18 protein-coding genes, 2 pseudogenes and 1 CRISPR repeat array (1 of these 21 cut by a window edge) are annotated in these 21,564 nt (G+C 36.2%); of the genes and pseudogenes, 12 read left to right on the forward strand and 8 right to left on the reverse strand.

Annotated elements, in window-relative coordinates:
* Positions 1-70: 70 nt before the first annotated feature.
* The 5 genes and pseudogenes from KKQ79_RS06370 to KKQ79_RS06390 all read right to left on the reverse strand — a co-directional run.
* Positions 71-520: a hypothetical protein gene (locus tag KKQ79_RS06370; RefSeq protein ID WP_213189423.1), complete on the reverse strand. Its 450-nt coding sequence runs from the start codon at positions 518-520 to the stop codon at positions 71-73.
* A gap of 76 nt (positions 521-596) precedes the next feature.
* Entirely contained in the window at positions 597-2,471 is a 1,875-nt protein-coding gene (locus KKQ79_RS06375; RefSeq protein WP_213189424.1) for a hypothetical protein, read from the reverse strand.
* Positions 2,472-2,560: 89 nt separating this feature from the next.
* Entirely contained in the window at positions 2,561-3,199 is a 639-nt protein-coding gene (locus tag KKQ79_RS06380; protein WP_213189425.1) for a response regulator, read from the reverse strand.
* Between the two features lie 10 nt (positions 3,200-3,209).
* Positions 3,210-5,222, reverse strand: coding sequence for a tetratricopeptide repeat-containing sensor histidine kinase (locus tag KKQ79_RS06385; protein ID WP_213189426.1), 2,013 nt, complete (start codon positions 5,220-5,222; stop codon positions 3,210-3,212).
* A gap of 612 nt (positions 5,223-5,834) precedes the next feature.
* A pseudogene (locus tag KKQ79_RS06390) lies at positions 5,835-6,209 on the reverse strand (IS1182 family transposase); the annotation flags it as partial.
* A 45-nt stretch (positions 6,210-6,254) separates the two neighbouring features.
* Here KKQ79_RS06390 and KKQ79_RS06395 point away from each other — a divergent pair.
* On the forward strand, positions 6,255-6,674 hold the full coding sequence (locus tag KKQ79_RS06395) for a hypothetical protein (RefSeq protein WP_112652852.1): 420 nt from the start codon (positions 6,255-6,257) through the stop codon (positions 6,672-6,674).
* Positions 6,671-7,582, forward strand: a complete 912-nt coding sequence (locus KKQ79_RS06400; protein ID WP_213189427.1) for an IS3 family transposase — start codon at positions 6,671-6,673, stop codon at positions 7,580-7,582. Before KKQ79_RS06395 ends, KKQ79_RS06400 begins: the two co-directional genes overlap by 4 nt.
* A gap of 73 nt (positions 7,583-7,655) precedes the next feature.
* Here KKQ79_RS06400 and KKQ79_RS13975 read toward each other — a convergent pair.
* Positions 7,656-8,043 (reverse strand): annotated as a pseudogene (locus KKQ79_RS13975) (transposase); the annotation flags it as partial.
* 271 nt (positions 8,044-8,314) lie between these two features.
* Here KKQ79_RS13975 and KKQ79_RS06410 point away from each other — a divergent pair.
* Together KKQ79_RS06410 and KKQ79_RS06415 are read left to right on the forward strand one after the other, a co-directional pair.
* The gene (locus KKQ79_RS06410) at positions 8,315-8,845 is read left to right on the forward strand and encodes a hypothetical protein (RefSeq protein ID WP_213189428.1); all 531 of its coding nucleotides are present in this window, start codon (positions 8,315-8,317) and stop codon (positions 8,843-8,845) included.
* Positions 8,846-9,049: 204 nt separating this feature from the next.
* Positions 9,050-9,550, forward strand: coding sequence for a hypothetical protein (locus tag KKQ79_RS06415; protein ID WP_213189429.1), 501 nt, complete (start codon positions 9,050-9,052; stop codon positions 9,548-9,550).
* A gap of 55 nt (positions 9,551-9,605) precedes the next feature.
* Here the strand turns inward: KKQ79_RS06415 and KKQ79_RS06420 are convergent, their stop codons facing one another.
* Positions 9,606-9,896 carry a transposase gene (locus tag KKQ79_RS06420; RefSeq protein ID WP_213189430.1) on the reverse strand — a complete coding sequence of 97 codons (291 nt, stop codon included), beginning with the start codon at positions 9,894-9,896 and terminating at the stop codon, positions 9,606-9,608.
* A gap of 534 nt (positions 9,897-10,430) precedes the next feature.
* Here KKQ79_RS06420 and KKQ79_RS06425 point away from each other — a divergent pair.
* Genes KKQ79_RS06425 through ilvA form a run of 6 tightly spaced genes read left to right on the forward strand, consistent with a single transcriptional unit; the run spans position 10,431 to position 17,587 of the window.
* Positions 10,431-11,318, forward strand: a complete 888-nt coding sequence (locus tag KKQ79_RS06425) for a branched-chain amino acid transaminase (protein WP_213189431.1) — start codon at positions 10,431-10,433, stop codon at positions 11,316-11,318.
* Positions 11,318-12,994, forward strand: coding sequence for a dihydroxy-acid dehydratase (gene ilvD / locus KKQ79_RS06430; protein ID WP_213189432.1), 1,677 nt, complete (start codon positions 11,318-11,320; stop codon positions 12,992-12,994). The genes KKQ79_RS06425 and ilvD overlap by 1 nt, the downstream gene beginning before the upstream one ends.
* An 8-nt stretch (positions 12,995-13,002) precedes the next feature.
* On the forward strand, positions 13,003-14,733 hold the full coding sequence (gene ilvB / locus KKQ79_RS06435) for a biosynthetic-type acetolactate synthase large subunit (RefSeq protein WP_213189433.1): 1,731 nt from the start codon (positions 13,003-13,005) through the stop codon (positions 14,731-14,733).
* Positions 14,734-14,752: 19 nt separating this feature from the next.
* A complete protein-coding gene (ilvN, locus tag KKQ79_RS06440) occupies positions 14,753-15,283 on the forward strand; it encodes an acetolactate synthase small subunit (protein ID WP_213189434.1) in 531 nt (176 codons plus the stop codon).
* Positions 15,284-15,299: 16 nt separating this feature from the next.
* Positions 15,300-16,346, forward strand: coding sequence for a ketol-acid reductoisomerase (ilvC, locus tag KKQ79_RS06445; protein WP_213189435.1), 1,047 nt, complete (start codon positions 15,300-15,302; stop codon positions 16,344-16,346).
* Positions 16,343-17,587, forward strand: a complete 1,245-nt coding sequence (ilvA, locus tag KKQ79_RS06450; protein ID WP_213189436.1) for a threonine ammonia-lyase IlvA — start codon at positions 16,343-16,345, stop codon at positions 17,585-17,587. The genes ilvC and ilvA overlap by 4 nt, the downstream gene beginning before the upstream one ends.
* 360 nt (positions 17,588-17,947) lie before the next feature.
* Here ilvA and KKQ79_RS06455 read toward each other — a convergent pair whose 3' ends face one another.
* Positions 17,948-18,928: a bile acid:sodium symporter family protein gene (locus tag KKQ79_RS06455; RefSeq protein WP_284070058.1), complete on the reverse strand. Its 981-nt coding sequence runs from the start codon at positions 18,926-18,928 to the stop codon at positions 17,948-17,950.
* A 180-nt stretch (positions 18,929-19,108) separates the two neighbouring features.
* On the opposite strand from KKQ79_RS06455, the gene cas1 reads away from it, so the two are divergent.
* Together cas1 and cas2 are read left to right on the forward strand one after the other, a co-directional pair.
* Positions 19,109-20,005, forward strand: a complete 897-nt coding sequence (cas1, locus tag KKQ79_RS06460) for a type II CRISPR-associated endonuclease Cas1 (protein WP_213189437.1) — start codon at positions 19,109-19,111, stop codon at positions 20,003-20,005.
* A complete protein-coding gene (gene cas2, locus KKQ79_RS06465; RefSeq protein WP_069797277.1) occupies positions 19,996-20,325 on the forward strand; it encodes a CRISPR-associated endonuclease Cas2 in 330 nt (109 codons plus the stop codon). Before cas1 ends, cas2 begins: the two co-directional genes overlap by 10 nt.
* Positions 20,326-20,776: 451 nt before the next feature.
* A CRISPR array of direct repeats spans positions 20,777-21,564; the repeat unit is 36 nt; unit sequence AATATCGTTTTTTCTAATCTTTAATCAAACCACAAC (it continues 1,358 nt past the right edge of the window).

The raw sequence follows: 21,564 nt of genomic DNA on the forward strand, positions 1-21,564 counted from the left end.
GTAGCTGTTTTTTATTTGATAATGAAACTTAGCCAAAGCTCAAAAACTTTGGCTAAGTCTTTAATACTGATTATTTCACCGGAATACCTGTGAACGTTCCGTAAACTTTTGTAATTCCGTTTCCTGTTCCGGTAGCTTCGAATTTTCCTGAGACTTTGGAATCCGTTTTTTCAGTTATGGTGATGGTTCCACCAGTAGCGTTGAAATTTTTAGTGACGTAAACCAAAGCTGTACCTTTGATATAATCACCGTCGAAAGTATAGGTTCCTACCGCAGAACTTTTCATCAGATTAATTTCGAACACAGTAGCATTAGAAGCATTAAGTGCGAAAATGGAACTTCCCTGAAAATAGGCGGACGAAGCTTTTTGTTCAGGAGCAGTTTGGGAGTCTTCCTTCCACGTAAATCCTGCAGTTGAGGAAATTGCGGTGTTTGTTCCATCATCTTCGTTTCTGTCACAGGAAATGAATAGGACCGCTAAAACCATCAAGGTTTTTAAATAAAAAAACAGATTTTTCATAATATAGAATTTTAATGTGTTTATAAGAAAACCGCACCCGGAAACCTAAGTTAAACAGGCACGGAATCACAGATTTTTATTGGTTCACATCCATTCTGGAAACCAAAAGCCGGTCGCCATTAGGAGTTTCGCTGAAGAAATAAATATAGTCGCCAATCTGTATGCGGTTATGCTTGTCGTAGAGGTAATATTTCTTTTTCTCTAAGTCACCCAATGTCCTGAATTCTGAAGATTTCCCGGTAGAGAGATCAATTTTACCATATTCAATACTATAGAAAGGTGAATACGTGGTGGTTGTGGTATTAGTGGTGGTTCCTGTGAAAAAATTGGTCATTGAACTAAAACTTGTGTCTTTATCTATGGCCTTCACAATTTCCATAATCCAGTTAACAGACTTACCGTCTTTGTTTTCGATTAGATATCCAACAGCAGGAAAATTATCTGCGGTCATTGGTGAATTATTGAAAAATCCTTTCTTATTTTTCTGATCGAGCTGCACGGTGTAGTTTCTCACCAAATTCCCGTCCGGAGCAAAATGCAACAAATACATGCCTTTATAAACTCTGTCATATCCTCCACTTCTACTTGTACTTACACCTGTTAAAGCACCTAAAAGTTTGTTGCCTCCTATTCCGCCACCATTTGGTTTATAATCCTGTACGCTAAGCATCATCGAGCCATCTTTCAAGATTTGGAAATTATTGGTAACAAACTTCTTACCGTCAAATTCTAAAGCTTTTTTCATGTCCGGACCGGCAACTGCTTTTTGGTTAAGTTCAGCCATAGGTGTCGCTTTAATGAAAGAAACATTTCCCCCAGAAACTTTTGCAATGATAAAGTCATCATATTTTTTTTCGTCCAGGGCATTGTCAAGTGATTGCTGTGACGGAGCCATATCGTCTTTTCCGGAAACCATATTCGCCATTTTTCCGATTCCTCCGAGCATTCCTCCAGTAGATTTAGCGGCGGCTTGTTCCTCATCATCCATACTTGATGGCGACACGGTAGCTCCTAAGATCTCGTCTGCATATTTTCCTTCTTTTTTAATTCCTAAACCATACAGAATCACTTCATTTCCTTTATTATAGGCATTAAGAATACGGAAACCTGCCGATGGAGCAGAGAAATTAAATTGTTCCTTTACCGCACCTTCCGGGGAAATCCTAAGATAAGTCAGTTGGTTTGGGGTTCCAGCATTGCTTTTTCCATAAGCTTTTGTAGGGGCTAAAACCACAATCCAATCTCTCGGGAAATCGTCATTAGAAACGTCTCGGCTGTTGTCGTCCATTAAAGGCTTGGAGAAAATGGGCTTCAAAGGAGTCGGCGTAGGAATAGAAGCTATTTTTTTGGATTCTCCGCTGTTTGAGATTTTCACTAAATCGAGATTACTTAGGGAAGCACCTTTGGTATAAGGATATGCGAGCGCATAAATCGTACTGTCTCTTTCTACTTCGTACGCACCGCTGAAGAGATATTCTTCCCCGCTTTCACTGGTGAGTTTTTGTTTGTCGAGGAGTTTTATCCGCTTCACATAATCTCCGGCAAGCCAGTTGTATTTCGCTTTGATTTCGCGTTTTTTAAACATCATTTTTCCGGTAAGATTGGTGCTCACCGAAGCTGCGGTAGTGATATATTCGTCACCTTTAAAATTGAAAAATTTCCATTTTTTCTTTACTTTCTCTACATCCCATTCGTCTTTTAGGCTGTTGACAAGATTGGCATCTTTGTCGAAAGTATAGGTTTCAATCTTAACTTTTCTTTTGCTTGAAGGCAGGAAATACACCATTTCAAAACCTCCATTTCCGGTGGGTTCTACTCCACCGAGATAGCCTTTTTTTGCTTTTCGGGAGATTTCATAATCCTTTTCCAGGATATCAAAAGTGGATTGTTGTGCAAAGGTGGCAACGCCGAAAAGTATGGCGGCCGTACTAAAAATAATTTTTGTTGTCATAGTCTGTGATTTTTTTTACGAGATAAAAGTATCTCAAAATCCAGATGACAATCTACCCTCTACAGGGTATTTTTATAGTAAATCGAAGATTAATCTGCCAATAAATTGAGATTGGCAACCACTTGAATTAATTTAGGAAGCGAATGGGTTTCTGTTTTTCGGTAGATATTTTTTCGGTGGGTTTCTACTGTGCTTTCACTGATGAATAATGCATTAGAAATTTCTTTATTGGTAAGTCCGTCGATCATTAATTTCACGATCTGCTTCTCGCGGGCGGTCAATATAATTTGCGGATAATCAATGATTTTTCGCTGAAATTGTTTCAAAGCCATTTCTGCTTCTTCGCTAAGGTGAATGTATCCCAACTGTACATCCTGCAACGCTTTTACCAAATCTTGTCTGTTGACATTTTTGGAAAGATAACCTTCAATTTTTATTTTTTCCACCAATTCATAAACTACTTTCGGATCACAATTCATCGATAGAATAATGATTTTAAGATTGGGGAACTCTTGTTTCAGGACTTTCGCACATTCGAAACCATTCATCGTGGGCATCATTAAATCCATCAATAACAAATCCGGATTGATCTGCCTTTCTCGCATATCCAGCAAAAAATCACATGCATCGGTATAGGTTTTCAGAATCGCAATATTTTTCTCCAAACCGAGAAGCATTTCGATTCCATCAATTATAATCTGATGATCATCAACTATGGCAATTTTCATAGGAAAATAATTAGACGATTGGTATTTCTATAAAGACTTGTGTACCGCGATCTGCAGCGCTGTCAATTCGCATTTTTCCTTTCAGCATTTCAATCCTTGCTTTCATATTTTGCAGGCCTATTCCATCTTTATTTTCCGTTATTTTTAAAGGATTGAAACCTTTACCATTGTCTTTAATCTCTGTGGTAATTTTTTTATAGGACTGTATCACAGAAATATCGATTTTATCGGCTCCCGAATGTTTAACCGTATTGTTGATGCATTCCTGAATAATCCTGTAGAGCGTCACCTGAATATTTTGATCGACTTCGGTCTCAAGGCCTTCAATTTGCAGATTTACAGCGAGTTTCGGCGTAGATGTTTTCTCGATGAGGTCTCTCAAGGCATTCGCCAAAGAGTTTTTAATCAACATATTCGGCATCATCTGATGAGAAAGCGTACGAACATCCGCAATCGCATCAGACAGAATATTCGATATTTTCTGAGTGATGTTTTTAAAATTTTCAGGATTGTCTTTGTATTCATTCAAGACACTCACATTCATATTGGCTGCCATTAAAAGTTGTCCCACTCCATCGTGCAGGTGTGTTGCCATCCGTTTCCGCTCGTTGTCTTCGGCTGTTATTACTGCTTTTGTAGCCAAATCTTGCTGATGGAGAATGGCTTTTTGATGCTCCACTTTCTGGCGATGTTGACGGTTTCTGTAAAAAACGAAACCAAAAAGAAGCAAAGCGGCCAACGAAGAAATCGCAACATTTCTTTTAAATATTTTAGATTTTTGCTGAAGAATTTCGGAATCTTTCTTCAATGTCTGGTACTTTTTTTCGAGTTCTGTTGTATTAGAAATTACGTTGGTATTCACCAATTCATTATCTAATGCGATGTATTTTTCAAAATAAAATTCTGCACTGTCCGGTTGCGCGGTGTTATGATAAACATTCGTAAGGAGTTTGTAGGTAGAAAGCTGATTTTCTTTAGATTTTTCTTTTTCGAAAGTTGGCAAAATCTTTAAAAGCATTCGTTTAGCATCTTGGTATTTGCCTTTTACAATTAAGCTTTGCGCCACATCAATGCTGTTGCTTTCCTGATCAAGTTTAGAATTGAATTCTTCACGAACTTCCTGTGAAACCTGCAGATTTACTTGGGCCAAAGAATCTTTTTGTTGAATTATGTACAGGTTTGCCAAGTTTCTGTTGGCAAATGAAATCCCCTGTTTATTCCCGATTTTATTACAAATTTCTGCACTCTTTTGATACTGTTTTTCCGCTTCGGAATAATTTTTCTGCATCTGAAATGCCTTTCCCAAGTTGAGGTAATTTTCGCAGAGTTTATTCTCTATTTCCACGCTTCTTTCCTGCGATTCAAAATAGTTGATCGCTTCTGTGATGTATTTGATTGCATTGCGATTGTCTTTTAAATCCACAAACAACAGTCCGATATTTGCCTTCGTGATGTTGGAATTTCGCACATCTCCTTTCGCATCAAAATATTTCAAAGCTTCCAAATACATTTTCATTGCTTTGTTGTACTGAAAGCTACTTTGATATACCGAAGCCAGATTATTATTGAGCTTTGCAATTCCTGCGGCGTTCTTTTGCCTTTTGCGGATTTGATAAGATTTCAGATAATTTTTTTCTGAATTTTTGAAATCATTATTTCGAAAATGAACCGCTCCCAAGTCGCTGTAAACCTGTGCCAACATAACAGAATCTTGAAGTTTTTCCGTTGCCGCAATGGCTTTTTTCCCGTAACTAAGCGCAGAATCCACCGAAACACTGGCGTAATACCAAGTAAGATCGGAGTAAATGGACGCCCGTTTTTTATCGTCGGGATTTTTACTGAGTTCGGATTTTAAATTGCTGATGACTTCAGATAAGTTTTGCGCCTTCAAACCGGAAGCAAAACCTAAAGTCAAACAAAAAAACATCATACATCTACAAATCATCGCAAACTGATTTTTCAACAAATTAGAAGATGATTCTGGTGTAGAAAAATTAGAAGAAAGAGTAGAATTTATTTTCATATAGGTGTTATTGTTTCTATTCTCCGAAGTTTTATGAGCGCGACTGCATCAGGCAAAAATCGAAGAATCTTTAATTGTGTTTTTTAATTTTCTTGCAAAATGGTTATGCTCTAAAATTTAAAAATAAATTGATGATAGCTTCATAACCACTTTGATCAGAATCAAATATACATAAAATCCGAATTGAAAATACGCATTGTTTTTAAAAAATATTTTGAAATTTTGAGATTGTTTTTTACAGAATTGTTCAAATTGTCGATCCGCTTACTATTTTTACTGTCAACTTTATTTAATAAACGGAACAGAATAATGATTTTTCACACATTTCGTTTATTGACAAAGAATTAACTGATAAAATCATCTATTTGTGTAACAAAATAATTGACCTGAAATATTTTTAGAAAGCTACTCTTAGAAATCAAAAACAGAAGCATAAGTTAATTTTTATTTAAAAAATGTAAAATTAGAAAATACTTGTTAAGTTCGTAACGCAAAACAGAAAAAATGTACAATTCTATTATTATTTCTTGTATTATTACTGGGGTGATTTCGCATTCCTGGCAGGAGTAATTTTTATGTAATCGAAAAATATATGTGAAAGCCTCCCGAGCAATCTGTGGGAGAATAATGGGTGTGATTAGACAAGTATTTGGGACGGATGAGATTGCCGTTTTCGTCAGTTTGATTGCTATTGCTATTTGCTGGCATTCCTTTATACGCTTCTACCTTCCAATCATGGTGGCGTTCTACCAGTTTCTTGCGGGTGGAAGTTACTTTGTATTCGCTGTTTTCTTCTAGTTCGTTTACAAAAGCACTGGCGTCTTCTAAAACTTCTAGTTCGACATCGCTCACTACAAGTTTCTCTACCAAACTATCCATACTGGCGTTGGCTTTGATAAAAACGCTGTCCACCGCTTGGCGTTTCCCTCTTACCATTCCTTTAGAAACGCACATTTTCAAGACTTCTTTAAACAAGTTTAAAAAGACTTCTGTCTTGTCCTAAAATAGCTTTACACAAAAAAGTGTAAAAGAATGAACAAACGACAAATTATTTTAGGATTAAAAAGGCCTAGTGAATTTACTTTATCTGAGCGACAACAAATAGTTGAAGAGTACCTATTAACAAAATGCAAAAAGCGAGATATTTGGGAAAAATATACAGGCGAGAAAGAGGAACACGGTCAGATATTACGATGGATGCGTCAATTAGGCTATGAAATTGAACCAAAATACAGTAAATTAGCTATAAATAAAACTGATATTATGGCTAAAAGAGATTCCAAACAAACTATAGAAGAGCTTCAAATGAAAGAAAAAATCAAGCACTTAGAACAGGCATTGGTTAATTCAGAATTACGAGCTACCGCTTTGGAAATGATGATTGAAGTTGCTGAAAAAGAGCTAAAAATCAATATAAGAAAAAAGTCCAATACCAAACCATCTTCAAAATGAAAGAGCGTAAACCTAACTTAGGATTAAGCAAAATATGCCGATTGTTTGGTGTAACAAGACAGGCATATTACCAATATTTTGAGCGGAATATTGACACAGAATTAGAACATGAATTGATTATAGCAGAAGTTCTTAAAATAAGAAGACAGAACCCAAGAATAGGAACTAGAAAGCTTTATGTTATGTTGGAATGTTTTATGCATGAGCATCAAATCAAAATGGGAAGAGATGCCTTATTTAATTTATTATCTGTAAATAATTTGTTGATTAGACGCAGAAAAAGGTTAATAAAAACAACGCAATCTCATCATTGGTTAAAAAAATATCCAAATCTAATAAAAGGATTTTCCGCTTCTAGAGCTAATGAATTGTTTGTGAGTGATATAACGTATTGGAAAACAAAAAATAAGGTACTTTATATTCATTTAGTAACAGACGCTTACAGTAGGAAAATAGTTGGACATTGTTTGTCTCAAACACTGGAAGCAGAGCATAGTGTAAAAGCATTACAAATGGCTCTCTCTGCCTTTGAAGGGGCAGAGAGCCATTTGCCCATAACGCATCATTCAGACAGAGGAGCACAGTATTGTAGCCAAAAATATGTAAACCTATTACAGGATTATAATATACAAATTAGCATGACGGAGAATGGTGACCCTCTTGAAAATGCTATTGCAGAACGTGTAAATGGAATTTTAAAAGAAGAATATTTAAACAATTATGAGGTTGAAAACTATAGTCAAGCAAAAGAATTACTAGATGCTGTAATTAGAATTTATAACAATGAAAGACCTCATATGAGCATTGGATATATAACTCCAGAAAAAGTTCACTCAAAGGAACTTAAAAAGGGAGATTGTAAATGGAAAAATTATTACAAAAAAAAGGAGGTTGTAAATATATTTTAGAATTATATTTGAACTGTAAACGAATTTTAGTATTAATATAAAAAGTGTAAACTTTTTTTAGGACGTGACATTCTTCGCCATATAAACCGCGAGTTCGGCTAATGGTACTGTGCCAAGGAAGTTGCTCATGTACATCATAACCCAAAAATAATCGTATCGACAAGCTATCACTACAAAAAGCAATTAATTGTCGATCACTATTGATGTTATTCAAATATCCCACCAACAAAATCTTAAAAACAAACGAGAAGAAAGCATAGCTTTCTACAAAGATTGCGAACGAAGTTCACTGGATCTATACTCTCTTGTCCTTCTTTACCATAATACTTTTGGGTAGCTTTATAAATGAAATGTAAGTCAAGATCCGTTTGCAATTTTCTGTAAAAATTATCCTCTGGAACTAGGTCTAATAAATTGACCGAAACAAATAATTGTGGCGTAAAATTCTTCTTTCCTTGCATACATCAATTTACAAAATATCCAATTTTTATACAAGTTTTTTGTATATTTGAGTTGTGCAACAAGCACATCGGTTTGGCGTAATTCGGGCTGAAGTGAAAGGTTCAACATTTGTGCTTTTATTCCGCCAAATGCGGTTTCGCATTTGTTTTTTTATTAAATTTACCAATACGAAAACCGCATTGGCTACGTTTGGAAATACTTGAACTAAAGTTCTTCGAATTCCCCGCACTTAGCAAATCCGCCGAACCGTTAGCTATAATCTTATCAAAAATGACTGTTGAGGAATTTCAGAATAAAATAAAAAAAGAATATTTTTCAGATAAATACTTAAATTATTTATATGCATTTTCTGCATTGGGTGGTGGCATATTTTTCATATATAAGCTGTTGTTTACAAATTGGTCTGAAAACTTAACAATAATATTATTTTTATTTACATTGCTAATTTCATTTTATTTACTCTTTATTGGAATAATCGGTTTTATACGTACACCTCATCTTGACCAAATTGAAATTATAAGCAAAAATCCAAACATAGAACTCAATAAAGAAAACATTGCTAAAGCTGCAAAAAAATTGAATTTAAAATCGCTTCCATCTGAGCAAGGCTGTCTGATGAAATTTCAAACAAAGAATTTTTTCTTTGAAAAAAGAGATTTAATTGTATTGGTAAATGATAAAGGAATTTATGCTCATATTCAACAAAGAAATTGGAATGGTCCAACATTTATGGGTTATAATGGTTCAATCAAAATATTGCAAAAATTTAAAATTGAAATAAAAAGACTACAACTAAAATAGATAAGTGTTGCACATCTCCTATTTTCTTAAAATAATCTCCCAACCTCTTTTATTCTTTGATAAATGACTAACCTTAAAAGAAGTTGGTTTATAAATATTTATTTTTTACAAAACTTTTGTAAATTTGAATGATGTGCTATTTCGCTTGAAGAACTTCGAAAATTCACCAATGTGCGACATTTTATAAGAGCCTTTCTGCAAATATTGATTATCCTAATTCCACTAAATGTTTTTAGTCAGACTGAAAATATAAACAGCGGAAAATATCATCCTGCCAAAGAAGTTTTTGAAAATAATTATAAGAAAATGACTTTCCAAAAATTTCATCCTTCACAAATCAAAATTTATAATAACAAAGTAACTTTTAATCTTGTCAAATCATTTGAATTTAGTGAGAAAAGTAATAATGTTACAAAATTGATATTGTGTAGTGGATTGCTGGATCCTTATCAAATAAATGGAAGTAATAATCTTAAAATCTCTATAATTGACGAATTACCACTGTTAAATCCTAATCCGCAAACAAAAAGATTTAAGTTTTGGATTTGGTATTCTGCTTCAGAAAATCCGCTTTTAAATGTTGTAAATCCTCACGAATATTATTTTGAACTACAAAATAAAAATGCAGATGAAAAAACAAGTAAGGAAGATTTTATAAAAAATGCGGAATTAACTTTTCTGACTTTTGGAACAATAATAATATAAAAAAACTACAACTAACATATTCTATGTCAAAAAACAAGAAAATTTTTAAATATTTTCAATTGGCAAATTGATGGGTTTTTACATAGGGCTTTTCTCGTTTGATGACTGCAAAAATGCGGCTTACCAGTTTGCATTTTACGTTGTTTAAGGCTAATAAACTGTGTTTTCCTTCTTCTTTTTTTCGTTCGTAGTATAATTTGTGTTCAGGATCGTGCCGAATGGAGGTTAAGGCTAGAAGATGAAGCAAAGATTTCATCTTTTTGTCTGCCAAAGGATTTACCCTATTTCTGCCTCTGATACTGCTTCCAGAGCTGTATTCAAATGGTGAAATTGGTAAAGCTTCCAAAGGTTTAGTATGACATACCAACAGTAAAAAAACCGAAAAAACACCGACGCCTCGCTAAATTAAAAGAGCTGTTTCCCCATATTTAAACCAAAACAGAACATTTTATTTTGTCCAACCTCATCTACACCTATATCTTACCGAATAAGTTCAAAGATTTTCAAAAAAGCGTAAAAAATTTGCTCAACAAAAAAATTATTTTTAGGTTTGCATCACAAAACAAAGAAAATGTACAACTCAATTATTATTTCTTCTATTATTATTACTGGTCTGATTTCAGATTCCGGGGAGGAATAATTTTGATGTGATCGAAAGATATATTTGAAAGCCTCCCGAGAAATCAGGAGGCTTTTTTTATAGAAATTAAAACAAGAAAATGAATTTATATAACAACAATATTATTATCAGCATTATTATTAGCTCGCCACCGTGAGAGATGCTGCTGTACGCCAAACTGTAAGCCTTTCTCACTTTCGGGAAAGGCTTTTTTTATGCCCAAGAAATTAAATAACAATTCAATAAAAAACAAAAACAAACATGTATTTCAACAACGAAACAGTCCTTTATCTGGACGGAAAATTTGTAAAGGCCACCGAATCTACAACCGATCTGTATGGTCAAACCCTTCATTATGGTTATGGTGCTTTTGAAGGTATCCGTTCTTATGAAACAGAACACGGAACCAAGGTTTTTAAAGCCGAAGAACATTACGAACGCTTAAAAAAATCCTGCGAACTGGTGAAAATTCCTTTCGATTATACGGTGCAAGAATTAGTTGAAGCCACCTACGAATTGCTGGAAAAAAATAATTTAAAAAATGCCTACATCCGACCATTGGTGTATTGCGCCCCAAATATGAGTTTGACAAAACCTACGAGCGTTTCGCTGATGATTGCTGTGTGGGATTGGGGAGCTTATTTAGGTGAAAAATTATTGCGGTTAACAGTTTCTTCCTATTGTCGTCCGCATCCAAAATCCATCCATATCAAAGCAAAAATCTGCGGTCATTATGTCAATTCTATCTTGGCAACTACCGAAGCAAAAGATAAAGGATTTGATGAAGCCTTGCTGTTGGATAGCGATGGTTTCTTGGCCGAAGGTCCGGGAGCGAATTTATTTTTTGAAAAAGATGGAAAATTATTCACGCCCCAACTGGGAAATATCCTTCCGGGAATCACCAGATCTACGGTTTTGGAATTAGCCGAACAATTAGGCTTGGAAGTACAGCAAGGAAATTTTACTAAAGAAGATTTATTACAAGCCGACAGCGCATTTTACTGCGGAACAGCTGCCGAAGTGGTGGGAATAGCATCGGTAGATGATTATCAATTTCCTAAGAACTGGAACGATTCCTTGGGTAAAAAACTTCAAAACGCCTATTCACTTTTGGTAAGAGAACCATTAAAACAAAACCATTTCAACTAATGAAAATACTCAACAAATACAGCAGAACCATTACGCAAGATGAAACCCAACCTGCTGCACAAGCCATGCTTTATGCCATAGGATTAACGGAAGAAGATTTGCAAAAACCCCAAGTGGGAATTGTGAGTATGGGTTACGAAGGAAATCCTTGCAATATGCATCTCAACGATTTGGCGAAAGAAGTTAAAGCCGGTGTGCAACAAGAAAATTTAGTCGGTTTGATATTCAATACCATTGGCGTAAGTGACGGTATATCCAACGGAACAGATGGAATGCGATTCTCTTTGGTTTCCAGAGATATCATTGCAGATTCTATAGAAACAGTGGTGAGTGCACAGTGGTACGATGCAGTTTTGGCAGTTGTGGGATGCGACAAGAATATGCCGGGATCGATCATCGCTATGGGAAGATTAAACCGTCCTGCTATCATGGTGTATGGCGGAACCATCCATTCAGGAAAATGGAAAGGCGAATCGCTCAATATCGTTTCGGCTTTCGAGGCTTTGGGTAAAAAATTTGGCAACACAATTTCTGATGAAGACTACAAAGGAGTAATTAAAAACGCTTGTCCCGGAGCGGGTGCGTGCGGAGGGATGTACACGGCAAACACGATGGCTTCGGCGATTGAAGCTTTAGGAATGAGTTTGCCTTACAGTTCTTCCAATCCAGCATTGAGCAACAATAAAAAAATGGAATGTTTTGATACCGGAAAAGCCATTCAGACCTTGTTGGAAAAAGACATCAAACCCAAAGACATCATGACCCGAAAAGCCTTTGAAAACGCAATGACGATGGTCACCGTTTTGGGCGGTTCTACCAATGCGGTGATGCACTTGATCGCTATGGCAAATTCGGTGGATATAGAACTGACTTTGGATGATTTCCAAAAGGTAAGTAACCGTGTTCCGGTATTGGCAGATTTGAAACCGAGCGGTAAATACTTGATGGAAGACTTGCACGAGGTAGGAGGAGTTCCTGCCGTGATGAAGTATTTATTGAAACATCATTTACTACACGGTGATTGCTTAACAGTCACCGGAAAAACCATTGCCGAAAATTTAGAATCGGTGCAGGATTTAACCGAAGGTCAGCAAGTATTTCTTCCCTTAGAAAATCCGGTAAAAGCAAACGGACATCTGCAAATGCTCTACGGAAATCTAGCTACCGAAGGAAGTGTAGCTAAAATAAGCGGTAAAGAAGGTGATTATTTTGAGGGAACTGCCAAAGTGTTTGACGATGAATATGCCGTGATTGATGGCGTGAAAAACGGAAAAGTGAAACCCGGGAATGTGGTCGTCATCCGATACTGTGGACCAAAAGGCGGACCGGGAATGCCGGAAATGCTTAAACCGACTTCAGCGATCATGGGCGCGGGATTAGGCAATTCGGTAGCATTAATTACCGATGGCAGATTTTCAGGCGGAACCCACGGTTTTGTGGTAGGACATATTACACCCGAAGCTTTTTTAGGCGGAACAATTGCTTTGGTAAAAGATGGCGATTTGATTGCCATTGACGCTAAAAACAATACGATCAACTTAAAAGTATCTGAACAGGAATTAGAAAAACGAAAAGCAGCCTGGAAACAACCTTCCTTAAAAGCGAACAAAGGAGTGTTGTATAAATACGCACAATGTGTTTCAAGCGCTTCTTTAGGCTGTGTAACCGATAAATAAATTAAAAAATGAAAACAATAGAATTAGAAACTCCCAAACAAACTTCGGTGCTGTTGCAATCCACAGGTGCAGAAGCGGTGATACAAAGTCTGAAAGCCGAAGGTGTAAAAACAATATTTGGCTACCCAGGTGGTGCGATTATGCCCATCTACGATGCCCTGTTTGATCATCTTGAAGAAATAAACCACGTTTTGACCAGACACGAGCAAGGTGCTATTCACGCTGCTCAAGGATATGCCCGAACTTCCGGAAAAACAGGCGTTGTATTCGCAACTTCAGGTCCGGGTGCTACCAATTTAATCACAGGTTTAGCCGATGCATTGATCGATTCTACGCCCTTGGTTTGCATCACCGGACAAGTGGCTTCTCACCTTTTGGGAACGGATGCTTTTCAAGAAACTGATGTGATGGGAATTTCAATGCCTGTAACCAAATGGAATTGCCAGGTCACCAAAGCAGAAGATATCGCTCCTTCTATAGCTAAAGCATTTTACATCGCAAGTTCGGGTCGTCCAGGACCTGTTTTGGTGGACATTACCAAAGATGCTCAGTTTGAAAAGCTGGATTTCTCTTACGAAAAGTGTACAGCGGTTAGAAGTTTCCAACCGAAACCCAAACTGAATGCAGATCAACTACAAGCAGCAAGCAAGCTTTTGAATGAAGCAAAAAAACCGTTGATGATTGTCGGTCAAGGTATTATGCTTTCCAATGCGGAAGATGAATTATTGGTTTTTGCCGAAAAAACTGGCGTTCCGGTGGCTTCCACGCTTTTGGGATTGGGTGCTTTCCCCGCAAATCACCCCCAATTTGTTGGAATGGTTGGTATGCACGGTAATTACGCACCTAATGTAAAATCCAATGAGTGTGATGTCCTTTTAGCAGTCGGAATGCGGTTTGACGATCGTGTGACGGGCGATGTTTCTCGTTATGCAAAACAAGCAAAAGTGGTTCACATAGACATTGACGCTGCCGAAATTAATAAAATCATCAAAGCAGATGCACCCGTTTTAGCCGATGCTAAAGAAGCTTTAGCTTTTTTAAACGATTGGGTAGAAAAGCAAAATCATCAAAGTTGGTTAGATGAATTTCATCACGCAAAAGAAAATGAATTGCAGGTGTTGTCTAAAAACAGAAATAAAGATTTTTCTGATGAATTAAGAATGGATTTGGTCATCGATTTACTTTCTCAAAAAACCAATGGCAATGCAGTGATAGTAACCGATGTGGGACAACATCAAATGATGGCAGCACAGTTTTATCAATACAATCAAACCAAAAGCAATGTTACCTCTGGCGGATTGGGAACGATGGGTTTTGCACTTCCGGCCGCTATCGGAGCAAAAATGGCCAACCCAGAAAAACAAGTGGTTGCTATCATTGGCGATGGCGGTTTCCAAATGACTTTGCAGGAATTGGGAACCATCATGCAGAATAATATCGGGGTAAAAATCATCATTCTAAATAATGAATATCTAGGAATGGTGCGGCAGTGGCAACAAATGTTCTTCGAGAAAAGATATTCCTTCACCAACATTCAAAGTCCAGATTTTGTAGCATTGGCGGCTTCTTACAACATCAAAGGAGTAAAAGTGGAAAAACAGGAAGATTTAAGCAATGCTTTAGATCAGCTTTTAAACACAGAAAATGCCTTTCTACTAGAAGTGAAAGTAGCCAAAGAAGACAATGTTTTCCCGATGGTTCCCACAGGAGCTTCGGTTGCTGAAATTCGATTACAATAAATTAAAAAAAATGAACAAAATGGAATCATTAGAACGCCCATTCACCGTATCCATATTTACGGAAAATACAATCGGAATGCTCAACCGCATCACCATCATTTTCACAAGAAGACACTTGAATATTGATAGTATAACTGCTTCGGAAACAGAAGTAAAGGATGTACATCGTTATACAATTGTTTTAAGAACGAGCAGGGAAAAAATCGATAAAGTTGTTGGGCAAATCGAAAAATTAATTGATGTTCTGAAAGCCTTTGTACACGAAGATGATGAAGTGGTACATCAGGAAATAGCTTTATATAAAATCAAAACAACAGAACTTAAATCAATTAATGTGGAGCAGGTAGTGAGAGAAAACAGCGCCAAAATTCTCACCGTCGATCCCGATTTTATCGTCATTGAAAAGACTGGATACAAAGCAGAAACTCAGGCTTTATTGGATAAACTAAAACCCTTCGGCATTTTAGAATTTGCCCGATCCGGCAGGGTTGCGGTAACAAAATCAATGAAAGAATTAAGCACTTATTTAAAAGAATTAGAAATCAATTAAAAATAAAACAATAAAAATGGCACAATTAAATTTTGGCGGCGTAATGGAAAATGTCGTAACACGAGAAGAGTTTTCATTAGAGAAAGCAAGAGAAGTACTAAAAAATGAAACCGTTGCAGTAATCGGTTACGGCGTACAAGGTCCTGGACAAGCCTTGAACTTGAAAGATAATGGTGTAAATGTGATTGTAGGACAACGAAAAGGAACAAAAAGTTGGGACAAAGCATTGGCTGATGGCTGGGTAGAAAATGAAACCCTTTTTGATGTAGAAGCCGCTTGCGAAAAAGGCACTTTGCTAATGAATTTATTATCAGATGCTGGGCAAATACAAGCGTGGGAAACCATGAAAAAACACTTAACTGCAAGAAAGTCATTGTATTTTTCACACGGTTTTGGCGTTACATTTCATGAAAAAACCGGCATCGTTCCGCCCAAAGATGTAGATGTATTTTTGGTAGCACCCAAAGGTTCAGGAACTTCGTTACGAACATTATTTTTAAAAGGACAAGGGTTAAACTCCAGTTATGCTGTTTATCAAAATGCTACAGGAAAAGCAGAAGAGAAAGCCTTGGCATTAGGCATTGCCATTGGTTCGGGCTATTTGTTTGAAACTACATTTCAAAAAGAAGTATATAGCGATTTAACCGGAGAACGAGGTGTTTTGATGGGAGCTATCGCAGGCGTTTTTGAAGCGCAATACCATGTACTTCGTCAGCGAGGCCATTCACCAAGCGAAGCATTTAACGAAACCGTAGAAGAACTGACCCAAAGTTTAATGCCTTTGGTAGCGGAAAACGGAATGGATTGGATGTTTGCCAATTGTAGCACCACCGCACAACGAGGCGCATTGGATTGGAAAGGTAAATTTAGAGATGCCACAACCCCTGTTTTTAATGAATTGTATGATGATGTACTTTCTGGAAAAGAAGCAGCCATCGTTATCGAAGCCAACAGCAAGCCGGATTACCGGGAAAAACTCAACGCAGAACTCAAAGAATTACAGCAAAGTGAGTTGTGGCAAACCGGTATGCAAGTTCGAAAATTAAGACCTCAAACCAAATGATACATTTGACAAAAATACAAGAGGCAGCGGAAAATCTAAATGGCGTGTCGGTGCATACGCCTCTGGTAAAAAACGAGAACCTGAGTGAGCAATTTGCTGCTCAGGTTTATCTGAAACGCGAAGATTTGCAGCCCGTGCGTTCTTATAAATTGCGTGGTGCGTATCATAAAATCAGTTCTCTTTCCGAAAATGAAAGAAAATTAGGCGTTGTATGTGCCAGTGCGGGTAATCACGCTCAAGGTGTAGCTTTTGCGTGTAGAAAACTCAACATAAAAGCCGTCATTTATATGCCCATTACTACACCTGCACAAAAAGTAAAACAGGTAAAACTCTTCGGAAAAGAAAACGTAGAAGTGGTTCTCAAAGGAGATACTTTTGATGATGCTTACAACGAAGCGATGCTTTTCAGCAATGAAAATAAAGCAGTTTTTGTACATCCGTTTGATGATGAATGGGTGATTGCCGGACAAGGAACTTTAGGATTAGAAGTTATAGAGGATACCAGAAATAAAATCGATTTCTTATTCTTCCCGATTGGTGGTGGCGGTTTGGCAGCAGGAGTAATTTCGGTTTTTAAACAGTTAAGTCCCGAAACTAAACTTATCGGCGTGGAACCACAAGGTGCCGCTTCTATGAAAACATCGTTGGAAAACGGTAAAAATACTATACTCACCGACATTGATAAATTTGTAGATGGAGCAGCCGTAAAACGAGTGGGCGATAAACCATTTGAAATCTGCCAACATTCATTAGACGACATCGTTCTGGTGCCTGAAGGAAAGGTTTGCACCACGATTTTAAAATTATATAACGAAGAAGCCATAGTGGTAGAACCGGCAGGAGCTCTGAGCATCGCAGCCTTGGATTTGTATAAAGATCAAATCAAAGGAAAAAATGTGGTCTGTATTGTCAGCGGAAGCAACAACGACATTACAAGAATGGAAGAAATCAAAGAGCGTTCCTTGATTTATGAAGGTTTGAAGCATTATTTCATCGTCAACTTTCCACAACGTCCCGGTGCATTAAAAGAATTTGTAAACGATGTTTTAGGCGAGAATGATGACATCACTTATTTTCAATTCACCAAAAAGAACAACCGCGAAGAAGGTCCGGCAGTGGTGGGTGTAGAATTAAAAAACAGATTTGATTTAGATCGTATGGAACAAAAAATGAAAACAAAAAAAATCAATTATCAGCATCTGAATCAGCAGAAAGAGTTGTTTACGCATTTGATATTTTAGAATATTCTGTACAATATGTGCTGTAAAATTCAAACAATAGTCCATTAATTTTTAGTCAGCGAATTTGGTGGCACATTTGCAAAACCTCATAAGCCCACGCCAAATCAAGATTCATAAAAGAGCCTCCAAGCCCACGCACGAAGGCAGTAGTGAAATGGACAGACAACAACAAGACAGAAAAGAAGGGCGAACTTACTACAACCGTAGCTGTTGCACAACTCCTTTTTTTTAGAAAATAGTTTTGAGAAACATAAAATTTTGACCTCGTTTATTTTTCGATTAATTCAGAAACCAGATTTAAAGAGTGTTTTTAGTTAAGATTAAAATCTTGAAACTTTAATTGGTCTATAAATTTTATTTTTAAACTTTGCTTTTTGCGATTTTATTGGCGAGAGCGCTTACATAGAACAGTTGGAAACTGTGGTAAATCATAATCGGCAATAGGAAAAGAACTTTTTGTTCTTCGGGAATCCCTAGTATCATCACGAATAAACTGCCATGAACCAAAGATTTTTTGGAGCCACAAAAAGTGGTGGTAATAGTATCTTCTCTGCTGAAACCCAATCGGTGCGAAATGCGTTTTAAAATCTCATATACAATAAAAAAAAGCGCTATTGCAGCAAGTGTAATCACCACAAAGACCAATAAAGGAACGGTAGAAAAAATATTCTCGATAAATGCTTTAGAAAAGCTTTCGTAAACGATGAGTAAAATAATTAGACGGTCAAATTCTGCAATGATTTTACTGTATTTCGTTACCCAATTTTTGAAAATCGGATTGAGCAGAATTCCCAAGATAATCGGCAAAAGAACTTTGAGTAAGAGTTGTTGGATAATCTCTGCTTGATGGTTTTCGGCAGCTTGAGCATTTAAGAAAAATCCCATCAATAAAGGCGTCATTACAATGCCAATAAGTCCAGAAATAGAGGCATTAAAAATAGCCGAAGTCACATTTCCTTTGGCAATAGACACCATCACTACCGATGAAGAAACCGTAGAAGGCAAACACGCTAAAAAATATACGGAAAGCCAACTTTGGAAGTAAGGCGAATCTTTAAAAATTGGATAAAAAACCAAAACCAATGCAGGAAAAAGAATGAAAGTTCCCGCCTGAACCAATAGGTGCAACTTCCAATTGGAGACATCTTTCAGGACTTCTTTCAAGTTGAGTTTTAACCCGTACAAAAGGAAAATTCCCGCAATTCCCCAATCGATGAATTGCTCTAAGTTAAAAATTCTGTTATAAGATTCTTGGTAAGGAATGAGTTTTCCCGCCAAAACCATTACCAGCAACAGCAACAAGAAAACATTCTGTTTATCGGCTAATTTTTTAAGATTCAATTTCAGTATTTTCTACAAAGATACAGCAGATCAGGTTGGTGGGGAAATTATTTAGAAAATTGTAGCTTCTATAGGCTTTGTTAATGATTTTTTCTTACAGGGGAAAGTTGATTTGTACTATTACGGAAAACCATAATTTTAATTGGACTAATCCTCGTAAATTTATTATAAAAATTTGCCATGATTAAAAAAACCATCCTTTTAGAAAATAAAGCGTCACTCTCTACTAAAAATCTACAACTTCTCATAAAATCTGAAATACGAGAAACCTCTATCCCAATAGAAGAAATAGGATTCTTGGTAATAGACCATCCAGAAATTTTTCTGAGTATGCCAGCAATGAACTTATTAGTAGAAAACAACACCTCGGTTATTATTTGTGGTAGAAACCATCTTCCTAATGGCATGTTTCTCAATTTGAATAGCCACCACATTCAACAAGAAATTTTCAAAAACCAAATTGAAGCCAGTGTTCCATTAAAAAAACAACTGTGGCAACAAACCATCATAGAAAAAATTACCAACCAAGGAATTCTTTTAGAAAAAATAACAGGTGAGAAAAATTCGTTCGACTTCATCGCTTCCAAAGTCTTGAGCGGAGACACTTCTAATATGGAAGCTACAGCTGCCAATATTTACTGGAAAGCGTTCTTTGAAAACAGCACGTTTAAAAAATTTAAAAGAGAACGTTTCGGAGATTATCCTAATAACTTCTTAAACTACGGCTATGCTATTCTAAGAGCGGCTACAGCTAGAGCACTCTCTGGAAGCGGACTACTCAATACCTTAGGAATTCATCATAAAAGCAAGTACAATGCTTTTGCTTTGGCAGATGACATTATGGAACCATTTCGACCTATGGTAGACGAAAAAGTTTTTGAAATCATTAATCAATATGATGAGGAAGAACTTAACACCAAACTAAAGGCCGAACTTCTACAAATCTTAACCAGAACACTCTATTTCGAAGATGAAAAAAGTCCGATGATGGTAGGCTTACAAAAAACAGCAAGTTCTCTACAGCAATGCTTCACTGGTGAGCGAAAAAAAATAAAATATCCCAAATTATGGAACTAAACGGATACCGAATTATGTGGCTATTTGTATTCTTTGACTTACCTACCGAAACTCCTAAAGACAGAAAAAACGCTTCTGGATTTAGAAATAATCTGCTAAAAGATGGATATAGCATGATGCAATATTCTGTATATGTAAGACACTGTGCAAGTAGCGAAAGTGCAGATGTACACGAAAAAAGAATTAATAAACTCTTACCACCATTAGGTAAAGTAAGCATTCTGCGCATTACCGATAAACAATACGGAAATATCATTAATTTCTGGGGAAAATCCGAAGTACCAAAGTCACCTCAGCCAGTACAATTAGAACTATTCTAGAGAAAAATTTATCTTTTAACTTTTGGCTAAAGCCATTAGATCTTTTAATTTTCAAAACGGGCTAAAGCCCGTTCCTATTGATTATTAAAAAATAAAAATTCAACATTAGAAACCAAAAAATGCTTCAATCTTACTGTATCAAGGCAAAAAAGAAGCATTTTTATATACGATATTTCATTATTAATCTATTGATTATTAGAAGGTAGAGAGCCAACTAATATCGTTTTTTGACTTCGTCGAACCTCGTTCCTGGGTTTCTAATCTTTAATCAAATCGACCAAAGGGAGATTCACAAACACTCCTATAAAAAATAATTAATTGGTGTTTGTAAACCACAACATTAGAAACCAAAAAATGCTTCAATCTTGCTGTATCAAGGCAAAAAAGAAGCATTTTTATACACGATATTTCATCATTAACCTATTGATTATCAGAAGGTAGAGAGCCAACTAATATCGTTTTTTCTAATCTTTAATCAAACCACAACTTATCGGTCTATAAACTTGAACATATCCCGAATATCGTTTTTTCTAATCTTTAATCAAACCACAACAACAATGGGATTAATTAAGGCTCAAATAAAATATCGTTTTTTCTAATCTTTAATCAAACCACAACTCATTCCTCCCTCTGCTACAAATGAATAATAATATCGTTTTTTCTAATCTTTAATCAAACCACAACTTATTGTACATAATTCTTAATAAAAATTAAAATATCGTTTTTTCTAATCTTTAATCAAACCACAACCGATAACACACAAAGTATCACATGGCAAAGAATATCGTTTTTTCTAATCTTTAATCAAACCACAACTTCAAACTTTTCGTCTGGAAATTCTTTCTGAATATCGTTTTTTCTAATCTTTAATCAAACCACAACTCATAATGAAACTATGGCAAAAAACTATTGAATATCGTTTTTTCTAATCTTTAATCAAACCACAACTGGTTCTAGTGGCATATAATTGTTTTCTTGAATATCGTTTTTTCTAATCTTTAATCAAACCACAACTACATAAGCTGCATAGTGCATACCAGCAACAATATCGTTTTTTCTAATCTTTAATCAAACCACAACATTCACGCACGCTATCTGAATGTTACTTTCAATATCGTTTTTTCTAATCTTTAATCAAACCACAACGATTTGTATCCTAACCTTTTAAAAATAAAGAATATCGTTTTTTCTAATCTTTAATCAAACCACAACCTTTCGAGCCTAAAACAGCGTTAATTG

Origin of the sequence: Cloacibacterium caeni, assembly GCF_907163125.1 — a bacterium.
Taxonomy (GTDB): Bacteria; Bacteroidota; Bacteroidia; order Flavobacteriales; family Weeksellaceae; genus Cloacibacterium; species Cloacibacterium caeni_B.

Coding starts and splice junctions, on each gene's coding strand:
- ilvC (WP_213189435.1), top strand. CDS start 15,300: ATGGCACAATTAAATTTTGGCGGCGTAATGGAAAATGTCGTAACACGA.
- KKQ79_RS06385 (WP_213189426.1), bottom strand. CDS start 5,222: ATGAAAATAAATTCTACTCTTTCTTCTAATTTTTCTACACCAGAATCA.
- KKQ79_RS06375 (WP_213189424.1), bottom strand. CDS start 2,471: ATGACAACAAAAATTATTTTTAGTACGGCCGCCATACTTTTCGGCGTT.
- KKQ79_RS06370 (WP_213189423.1), bottom strand. CDS start 520: ATGAAAAATCTGTTTTTTTATTTAAAAACCTTGATGGTTTTAGCGGTC.
- KKQ79_RS06395 (WP_112652852.1), top strand. CDS start 6,255: ATGAACAAACGACAAATTATTTTAGGATTAAAAAGGCCTAGTGAATTT.
- ilvN (WP_213189434.1), top strand. CDS start 14,753: ATGGAATCATTAGAACGCCCATTCACCGTATCCATATTTACGGAAAAT.
- KKQ79_RS06425 (WP_213189431.1), top strand. CDS start 10,431: ATGTATTTCAACAACGAAACAGTCCTTTATCTGGACGGAAAATTTGTA.
- ilvA (WP_213189436.1), top strand. CDS start 16,343: ATGATACATTTGACAAAAATACAAGAGGCAGCGGAAAATCTAAATGGC.
- KKQ79_RS06410 (WP_213189428.1), top strand. CDS start 8,315: ATGACTGTTGAGGAATTTCAGAATAAAATAAAAAAAGAATATTTTTCA.
- cas2 (WP_069797277.1), top strand. CDS start 19,996: ATGGAACTAAACGGATACCGAATTATGTGGCTATTTGTATTCTTTGAC.
- ilvD (WP_213189432.1), top strand. CDS start 11,318: ATGAAAATACTCAACAAATACAGCAGAACCATTACGCAAGATGAAACC.
- ilvB (WP_213189433.1), top strand. CDS start 13,003: ATGAAAACAATAGAATTAGAAACTCCCAAACAAACTTCGGTGCTGTTG.
- KKQ79_RS06380 (WP_213189425.1), bottom strand. CDS start 3,199: ATGAAAATTGCCATAGTTGATGATCATCAGATTATAATTGATGGAATC.
- KKQ79_RS06400 (WP_213189427.1), top strand. CDS start 6,671: ATGAAAGAGCGTAAACCTAACTTAGGATTAAGCAAAATATGCCGATTG.
- cas1 (WP_213189437.1), top strand. CDS start 19,109: ATGATTAAAAAAACCATCCTTTTAGAAAATAAAGCGTCACTCTCTACT.